This is a genomic window from Stenotrophomonas sp. S39, from assembly GCF_016624665.1.
In the GTDB taxonomy this organism is placed as follows: Bacteria; Pseudomonadota; Gammaproteobacteria; order Xanthomonadales; family Xanthomonadaceae; genus Stenotrophomonas.
Genome location: NZ_JACVTT010000147.1, coordinates 1 through 6980 on the forward strand (window position 1 = coordinate 1; position 6980 = coordinate 6980).

Here is a 6980-nt window from a genome sequence, read left to right on the forward strand (position 1 = left end):
GCAGCGCGGTTCTCAGGCGAAAGGCAGCCGAGCATGGGCTCGGCTCTACAACGGGGAAATGGCCTACATGTCTCGCCGTGGTGCACTGATGGAGAGCCCTTCGGTCGCAGCATAGTCTTCGGGCATGTCCAGCCCCGCACTCCGTATTGGCCGCTGGTCGCAGACCGGCAACGTCTACGCGGTCACCACGGTGACACACGCGCGGCGACGCTGGTTCGACGATGAAGCCAACGTCGACCTTCTGATCGAAGCGCTCCGTACGGTGGAGCGGACGGGGCGGACGTGGTCCCTGGCGTGGGTGATCATGCCGGATCATCTTCACTGGCTGATCGAACTGCGACGCGGAACGCTCGCCGGGTGCTTGCAGATTCTCAAGTCCCGCAGCGGACGTTCCATTGCCAGGCGCGTTGATGCCGTTGCACCGATCTGGCAACCGGGCTATTACGATCACGGCCTGCGCAGCGATGAGTGCCTGCGCACGCAGGCGATGTACATTGCGGCCAATCCGGTTCGTGCCGGGCTGGCCACGCATCTTGGCGAGTATCCCTACGCCTGGAGCAGATGGCCCTTGCAGGAGTAGCGCGGTCTTTGGCGAACAGCAGCCGAGCATGGGCTCGGCTCTACAAATTCAGGTGCCGGGGAGTCCTGTAGAGCCGAGCCTACGCTCGGCTCACGCGCGTAGCGCGGCCTTCGGCGAACAGCAGCCGAGCATGGGCTCGGCTCTACAAACGGGAGTGTCAGTCTTCTTCCGGCGGCAGCACGATGGCGTCGTCGTCGATCGCCAGCTTGCCGGCCATCAGCACGGCCTGGGTGCGGTTGGTCACGCCCAGCTTGCGCAGGATGGCGGTGACGTGGGCCTTGATCGTGGCTTCGGAGACGTTGAGGTCGTAGGCGATCTGCTTGTTCAAGCGGCCGGCGCCGAGCATCTGCAGCACGCGGAACTGCTGCGGGGTCAGTTCGCGCAGGCGCTGGCCGACTTCGCGTTCCTCGCTGCCGGTGGGCGGCACGTTGTGCGCTTCCGGCGGTGCCCAGGTCTCGCCATCGAGGATGGTGCCCAGCGCGTGGCCGATCGTGTCCGAGTCGGCCGACTTGGGAATGAAACCCAGTGCGCCGTGATCGAGCGCGCGGCGCATCACCGTCGCTTCTTCGCGCGCGGACACCACCACCACCGGCAGGTGCGGGTGCAGCGAGCGCATGTGCACCAGCGCGTTGAACCCCTGCGCGCCGGGCATGTTGAGGTCCATCAGGACCAGGTCGGCGTCGTTGTGCTGGTCGGCCAGCGCGTACAGCGCTTCCACGCTGTCGGCCTCGAACAGCTGCACGCCCGGGATGACCCGCTGCACGGCCCCTCGCAGGGCTTCGCGGAACAACGGGTGGTCATCGGCAATCAGGAGGGTGGTCATGGTCGGGGGGAACCGTGGGGGAAAACAGTGCGGGGTCAGATCCCTTTCCGTCAGGAAAGGGATCTGACCCCTTGGTGGCCGGAGTTCACTGGGGTCAGAGCCCTTTCCTGGTGGAAAGGGATCCGACCCCGAAGCCCCGGCCCGGATGGTCCATCAGCGGACCTTGCGTTCGTCCACCAGCGACGCCACCACCGACGGATCGGCCAGGGTCGAGGTGTCGCCAAGCTGGTCCGGCGCGTTCTCGGCGATCTTGCGCAGGATGCGGCGCATGATCTTGCCCGAGCGGGTCTTGGGCAGGCCCGGCGCCCACTGCAGGTGGTCCGGCGTGGCGATGGGGCCGATTTCCTTGCGCACCCACGCCACCAGCTCCTTGTGCAGCTCGTCGCTGGGGGTTTCGTCGGCCACCAGGGTCACGTAGGCATAGATGCCCTGGCCCTTGACGTCGTGCGGGAAGCCCACGACGGCGGCTTCTGCCACCTTCGGGTGCGAAACCAGCGCGCTCTCCACTTCGGCGGTGCCGATGCGGTGGCCGGACACGTTGATCACATCGTCCACGCGGCCGGTGATCCAGTAGTAGCCGTCTTCATCGCGGCGGCAACCGTCGCCGGTGAAGTAGCTGCCCGGGTAGGTGCGGAAATAGGTGTCGATGAAGCGCTGGTGGTCGCCGTAGACCGTGCGCATCTGGCCCGGCCAGGAATCACGGATGATCAGGTTGCCCTCGGTCGGGCCGTCCTGGATCTCGCCATCGGCATTGACCATCGCCGGCTGCACGCCGAAGAAGGGCAGGGTGGCCGAACCCGGCTTGAGGTCCATCGCGCCGGCCAGCGGCGAGATCAGGATGCCGCCGGTCTCGGTCTGCCACCAGGTATCGACGATCGGGCAGCGGCTGTCGCCGACCACCTCGTAGTACCAGCGCCAGGCTTCGGGGTTGATCGGCTCGCCGACGCTGCCGAGCAGGCGCAGCGAGGCGCGCGACGTCTTCTTCACCGGCTCCTCGCCTTCGCGCATCAGGGCACGGATGGCGGTGGGCGCGGTGTAGAAGATGGTTACCTGGTGCTTGTCGATGACATTCCAGAAACGCGAGGTGTCCGGGTAGTTCGGCACGCCTTCGAACATCAGCGAGGTCGCGCCGTTGGCCAGCGGGCCGTACACGATGTAGCTGTGGCCGGTGACCCAGCCGACATCGGCGGTGCACCAGTAGATGTCGTCCTCGCGCAGGTCGAACACCGCTTCATGGGTGTAGGCCGCGTACAGCAGGTAGCCACCGGTGGTGTGCAGCACGCCCTTCGGCTTGCCGGTGGAACCGGAGGTGTAGAGGATGAACAACGGGTCTTCCGCGTTCATGCGTTCCGGCTCGCAGGTGGACGGCTGGCTGTCCACCACGTCGTGGAACCAGCGGTCGCGCGGGGCCTGCATGTCCACCGCGCCGCCGGTGTGGCGCACCACCAGCACGGTTTCGACGGTATTGGTGCCCGGCAGCTTCAGCGCGGCATCGACGTTGGCCTTCAGCGGAATCCTGCGGCCACCACGCAGGCCTTCGTCGGCAGTGATGATCAGCTTGCTCTGGCAATCGCTGACACGGTCGGCGATCGAGTTCGGCGCGAAGCCACCAAACACCACCGAGTGGATGGCACCGATGCGCGCGCAGGCCAGCATGGCCACGGCCGCGTCGACGATCATCGGCAGGTAGATGGTGACCCGGTCGCCCTTCTTGACGCCCAGGTTGCGCAGTGCGTTGCCGAGGCGGCAGGTGCGCTCGTACAGCTCGCGGTAGGTCACGTGCTGGGCCGGCGCGTCCGGGCCGTCCGGTTCGAACAGCAGGGCGGTCTTGTCGCCGCGCTTTTCAAGCTGGCGGTCCAGGCAGTTCACGCTGGCGTTGAGCTCGCCGTCCTCGAACCACTTGATGCGGAAGTCGGCCAGGTCGTAGCTGACGTTCCTGATCTTCGTCGGCTTGCGCATCCAGTCCAGCCGTTCGGCGGCCTTGCCCCAGAACGCATCCGGGTCGGACACCGAGGCCTGGTACTGCTGCTGGTAGGACGTCTTGTCGATGCGTGCCTTGGCGGCGAACTGCGGATCGACGGGGTAGATATCAGCCATGGCACCCTCACTTGCACGTTGACTTTGTATGTGCGGTCGCAGCATCGCAGCGACCCTCCGCCACCAGTTTGCCCCATCCACCCCCGGTCGCGTCACCACGGCGCTTAGACCATGGTCGAAAGACGGCGCTCTGCAGGCCCGGGTTCGACCAATGGCGAATACCGCTATACATAAACGCCCCGCAGTCTCGGCTCGACCGTGCCCCACGCGCGGCATCACCTTGCCACTTGGGAGAGAGGGCAACATGAGCCACCGTACGTTGAAAGCCGTGCGCAAACCTTTGGCGGCCTGCTTGCTGGTCGCCCTGGTCGCACCGGGCATGGCGTTTGCAGAGACCGCCAAAGAGAAAGCACTGGAAGCACGCGTCGCTGAACTGGAACGCCAGGTCCAGGCGCTGCTGTCCTCGCAGCAGCAACAGCAGACCCAGATCGTCCAGACCCAGCAGGCCGTGACCGATGTCCGCGCCGTGCAGGCCGAGCAGAAGCCGCTCGCACAGGTGCCGGCCGGCAAGCAGCCGATCCAGGTCACCACCATCACCCCGGGCGCCGCGCCGGGCACCACGGTCAAGATCGGCGGCTTCATCAAGGCCGATTTCCTGGCCACCCAGACCAGCGATGGCCAGCTGGCCGACGATGCCACCGGCCGCGCGCTGTACCTGCCGGGGCAGACCCCGGTGGCCGGCGCCGGCGGCTCGGGCAAGCGCTCGGACGTGGACTACAACGCCCACGCCAAGTTCTCGCGTTTCAACATCGGCATCGACAACGTCAGCGAGTCGGGCAACAAGTCCGGCGCGATGTTCGAGATGGATTTCTTCGGCAATTCGCTGGGCAACCAGACCGCCACCAACACCTACGGCGTGACCCTGCGCCACGCCTACATGTACTGGAACAACTGGCTGGCTGGCCAGACCTGGTCCAACTTCATGGATGCGGCGGCGCTGCCGGAAGCGGTCGACTTCGTCGGCCCGACCGATGGCGTGATCTTCGTCCGCCAGGCCCAGGTGCGTTACACGCAGGGCGGCTTCAGCGTCGCTCTGGAAAACCCGGAAACCACCACCCTCACCGGCACCCGCAACCCGGTCACCGGCGCGTGGACCAACACCAGCGCCAACTCCGACCGTGGCAGCCTGCCCGACCTGACGATGCGTTACGGCTGGAAGGGTGACTGGGGCACCTTCGGCGTCGGCGGCATCGTCCGCCAGCTGAAGGTCGACAACCAGGCCACCAACGCGAAGGCCGACAAGGTGGCTGGCGGCCTGACCCTCGGCGGCAAGTGGGTGATGGGCGGCAATGATTCGCTGCATTACCAGCTGACCGGTGGCGAAGGCATCGCCCGTTACATCGGCCTGGGCGTCACCGCGGATACCGCCTACGACATCGCCCGCGACGAGCTCAACCCGACCGGCGTGCTGGCCGGCTACGTCGGCTGGCGCCATGCGTTCACCCCGAAGCTGCGCACCAACCTGATCTACGCCCGCAGCGACTACGACAACGATGGCAGCCTGGGGCCGCTGGTCACCAAGAGCGTGCAGAGCATCCGCGGCAACATCTTCTACACGCCGATGCCCAAGGTCGATATCGGTGCCGAGTACATGTACGGCGTGCGTGAGATCGAGGACGGCCGCAAGGGCGACATCAACCGCGTGCAGTTCACCACGAAGTACAGCTTCTGAATGCGTGCCGACCAACGGTCGGCACCAGCCTAGATCGAGTGCCGGCCAACGGTCGGCACCCACCAACAACGATTGCTTCGGAGGGGAAGCGTCCCATGTCAACAACACCTGCACCGGCGAAAGCCGAACTCACCCAGGGCCACAAGAAGGTCATCTTCGCGTCCAGTCTGGGCACTGTTTTCGAGTGGTATGACTTCTTCCTGTATGGCTCGCTCGCGGCCATCATCGCCAAGCAGTTCTTCAGTGGCGTCAACGAAACCACGGGCATGATCTTCGCCCTGCTGGCCTTCGCCGCCGGCTTCTTCGTGCGTCCGTTCGGCGCGGCCTTCTTCGGCAGCCTCGGCGATCGCATCGGCCGCAAGTACACCTTCCTGGTCACCATCCTCATCATGGGCATCTCGACCTTCCTGGTCGGCGTGCTGCCCAACTACGCCTCGATCGGTTTCGCAGCACCGGTGATCCTGATCGTGCTGCGCCTGGCCCAGGGCCTGGCGATGGGCGGTGAGTACGGTGGCGCGGCGACCTACGTGGCCGAACATGCGCCGGCAGACAAGCGCGGCCTGTACACCAGCTTCATCCAGTGCACGGCCACGCTCGGCCTGTTCATGTCGCTGCTGATCATCCTGGCCTGCCGCTACTTCCTGGGCAACGAAGCCTTCGAAGCCTGGGGCTGGCGCATTCCGTTCCTGGTCTCGATCGTGCTGCTGGGTATTTCGGTGTGGATCCGCCTGCAGCTGAGCGAATCGCCGCTGTTCCAGCAGATGAAGGCCGAAGGCAAGGGTTCCAAGACCCCGTTCCGTGACAGCCTGAGGGGCGGCAACCTGAAGCTGATGCTGCTGGTCCTGCTGGGTGCCGCAGCCGGCCAGGCCGTGGTCTGGTACGGCGGCCAGTTCTACGCGCTGTTCTTCCTGAGCAGCATGCTGAAGGTCGACGCCACCACCTCCTACCTGCTGATCGCCGCCGCGCTGGCGCTGGGCGTGCCGTTCTTCATCTTCTTCGGTTGGCTGTCCGACCGTATCGGCCGCAAGAAGATCATCCTGGCCGGCTGCCTGCTGGCTGCCGTCACCTACATTCCGATCTTCAAGGGCCTGACCCACTTCGCCAACCCGGCCATCGAAGAAGCCCGCAGCAACTCGCCGGCACTGGTCGTGGCTGATCCGAGCACCTGCTCGTTCCAGTTCGATCCGGTCGGCCTGCGCAAGTTCACCAGCTCCTGCGACGTGGCGACCGCCGCGCTGACCAAGGCGGGCGTGCCGTACGACGTGCAGCCGGCCGCTGCCGGTTCGCTGGCCATGGTGAACGTGGGCAGCGCCAGCGTCACCTCGTACGAGGCCGCCGGCCTGACCAAGGAAGAAGGCAAGGCCAAGGCCGATGCCTTTGGTGCGGAGCTGAAGGGTGCACTGACCACGGCGGGCTACCCGGCCAAGGCCGATGGTTCGCGCATCAACATCGCCGGCACGATCTTCATGCTGTGGCTGCTGGTGCTGTACGTGACCATGGTCTACGGCCCGATCGCCGCCTACCTGGTTGAACTGTTCCCGACCCGCATCCGCTACACCTCGATGTCGCTGCCGTACCACATCGGCAACGGCTGGTTCGGTGGCTTCCTGCCGGCGATCTCCTTCGCGCTGGTGGCCGGTACCGGCAACCTGTACTACGGCCTGTGGTACCCCATCATCATCGCGCTGATGTCGGTGGTGATTGGCGGCCTGTTCCTGCGTGAAACGAAGAACGTGGACATCACCAAGTAACCGGCGTGGGGGGCCGCCCGGCGCCCCCCCCCCCCCCCCCCCCCCCCCCCAGGGGGG

General features: G+C 65.8%; 5 protein-coding genes. 3 read left to right on the plus strand and 2 right to left on the minus strand.

The features are described 5' to 3' along the window. The first annotated feature begins 124 nt into the window (after positions 1–124). Positions 125–580, plus strand: a complete 456-nt coding sequence (locus IAE41_RS21325; protein ID WP_200734469.1) for a transposase — start codon at positions 125–127, stop codon at positions 578–580. Positions 581–737: 157 nt separating this feature from the next. Here IAE41_RS21325 and IAE41_RS21330 read toward each other — a convergent pair whose 3' ends face one another. Next, entirely contained in the window at positions 738–1403 is a 666-nt protein-coding gene (locus IAE41_RS21330; protein ID WP_006477308.1) for a response regulator transcription factor, read from the minus strand. A gap of 153 nt (positions 1404–1556) precedes the next feature. Next, positions 1557–3500: an acetate--CoA ligase gene (acs, locus tag IAE41_RS21335; RefSeq protein ID WP_200734470.1), complete on the minus strand. Its 1944-nt coding sequence runs from the start codon at positions 3498–3500 to the stop codon at positions 1557–1559. 244 nt (positions 3501–3744) lie between these two features. Between acs and IAE41_RS21340 the strand changes: the two genes are divergently transcribed. Both IAE41_RS21340 and IAE41_RS21345 read left to right on the plus strand, forming a co-directional pair. After that, positions 3745–5172: a DcaP family trimeric outer membrane transporter gene (locus tag IAE41_RS21340; RefSeq protein WP_200734471.1), complete on the plus strand. Its 1428-nt coding sequence runs from the start codon at positions 3745–3747 to the stop codon at positions 5170–5172. A 95-nt stretch (positions 5173–5267) separates the two neighbouring features. Next, positions 5268–6923, plus strand: coding sequence for an MFS transporter (locus IAE41_RS21345; RefSeq protein WP_200734472.1), 1656 nt, complete (start codon positions 5268–5270; stop codon positions 6921–6923). The last annotated feature ends 57 nt before the right edge of the window (positions 6924–6980 follow it).

Coding starts and splice junctions, on each gene's coding strand:
- IAE41_RS21325 (WP_200734469.1), top strand. CDS start 125: ATGTCCAGCCCCGCACTCCGTATTGGCCGCTGGTCGCAGACCGGCAAC.
- IAE41_RS21345 (WP_200734472.1), top strand. CDS start 5,268: ATGTCAACAACACCTGCACCGGCGAAAGCCGAACTCACCCAGGGCCAC.
- IAE41_RS21330 (WP_006477308.1), bottom strand. CDS start 1,403: ATGACCACCCTCCTGATTGCCGATGACCACCCGTTGTTCCGCGAAGCC.
- IAE41_RS21340 (WP_200734471.1), top strand. CDS start 3,745: ATGAGCCACCGTACGTTGAAAGCCGTGCGCAAACCTTTGGCGGCCTGC.
- acs (WP_200734470.1), bottom strand. CDS start 3,500: ATGGCTGATATCTACCCCGTCGATCCGCAGTTCGCCGCCAAGGCACGC.